1 protein-coding gene is annotated in these 1,415 nt (G+C 29.0%); it reads left to right on the top strand.

The window, feature by feature from the left end; all coding sequences use genetic code 11:
- Window positions 1-14 precede the first annotated feature (14 nt).
- A partial coding sequence (locus ACO409_RS10955; protein ID WP_485557195.1) for a hypothetical protein occupies window positions 15-1,415 on the top strand: 1,401 nt, incomplete at its 3' end.

Genomic DNA, 1,415 nt, shown 5'->3' with positions numbered 1-1,415 from the left:
TTTTTGAACTGATTATGATGGCTTTATTGATGATTTCTTACAGTTCTTTTTTGGGGAATGGTTTCTTCACTTATAGTTCTAAGTTATTTTTCTCTCTGCTTTTAACGAATTTTATATTATTTCAAATCATTGATCTCATTACCTTTGTTTTATTTTGGTTGACGATTCAGGTTGAAAAACCCATTGAAATTATTAAAAACAAGGCAAAAAACAAGCTTATTTTTGTCGTATGGCTTGCTATTATTTCGATTATCATCCTTGTCTCAGGAATTTTTTTACAAGAAACAAAGAGTAGTCAATCTAGTATTAACACACAAATACAGAATTTAGTACCATGGGACACAGTAAAAGACTGGAGAAGGATTGAGTTCCTTGGAATTGAAAGTAACTCTACTAAAAATGGAGAAATTAATGCTTCAAATGGTCAGTATCTACAGATAGTTGCTGCCTTAAAAAACTTAGATTTCTTATATATAGGACGATCTTCAGCATATGTTCCAGATTTCATGAAAACTTCGCATGTTATGGAAAATTTTTCTAAACAATTAGAAAATGACGGGATAACGAATCCAGAAATAAATAAAGAGTTAATTTATATCAATCAAACGGGTGCTAACCTACAAAATAAAGTGAATGGGACAAACTATCATCTTTTAGATAATAAGATAGCAACCATCTATATTCCTGAGAAATGGAAAGAAAACCAGAAATCTATTGAGAATACAGTTGTAGCAGAACAATTTATTGGAACAAACTATACAAAAGAAGAGCTTGCAGTACAAATAATTCCTGATGGTAATAAAATTTTTTATTTCAATGAGGATGCTGATATCGATCATAAAAATAAAAATATTTTACCAATGGCAAGTGTAGCAGATAGCAAAGATAATATAGTTGTTGTGTTGGATACGGACAAAATGATGGAAAACAATAAGTTTTCTTTGGCTAGTAATATAACAAATAACTCTCTTTTTAGTCCTGAGGCGGTAAAGAAAATAAATGAAATGGCTATCCAGTTGAATTTCTCAATGAATCCAGTAGATGTTTATCAAATTGTGAAATTAAAGATTCAATCCTTAGAGCACCAAATTTTACTTTCACAAATCTTACAGAAGATAATTTACAGTATTGTCTTTATACTCATTTATCAATATGTCCAACTTTTTATTGCTCTAAAACAAAATGAATATGTGAAAAAAATCATTTTGGGTCTGTCAAAAACATATATAGCAATTTCAAGTCTCAAATATTTTATGATGACTATTACAATGGTTATTCTATTTACATTTCTTATGACAGGGCAAATAGAGCTGCTATATATTGGTCTTGCTTCTATACTAGTTTTGATGTTGTCAATAATCATGAGTTTTAAAAAATTATCTGAAAGCTATACTAAAATTTTAAAAGGAGATGAA

The organism is Leptotrichia sp., assembly GCF_057270615.1.
The sequence above is the reverse complement of the archived record's forward strand: the minus strand, read 5'-3'. Positions and strand labels throughout refer to the sequence as shown.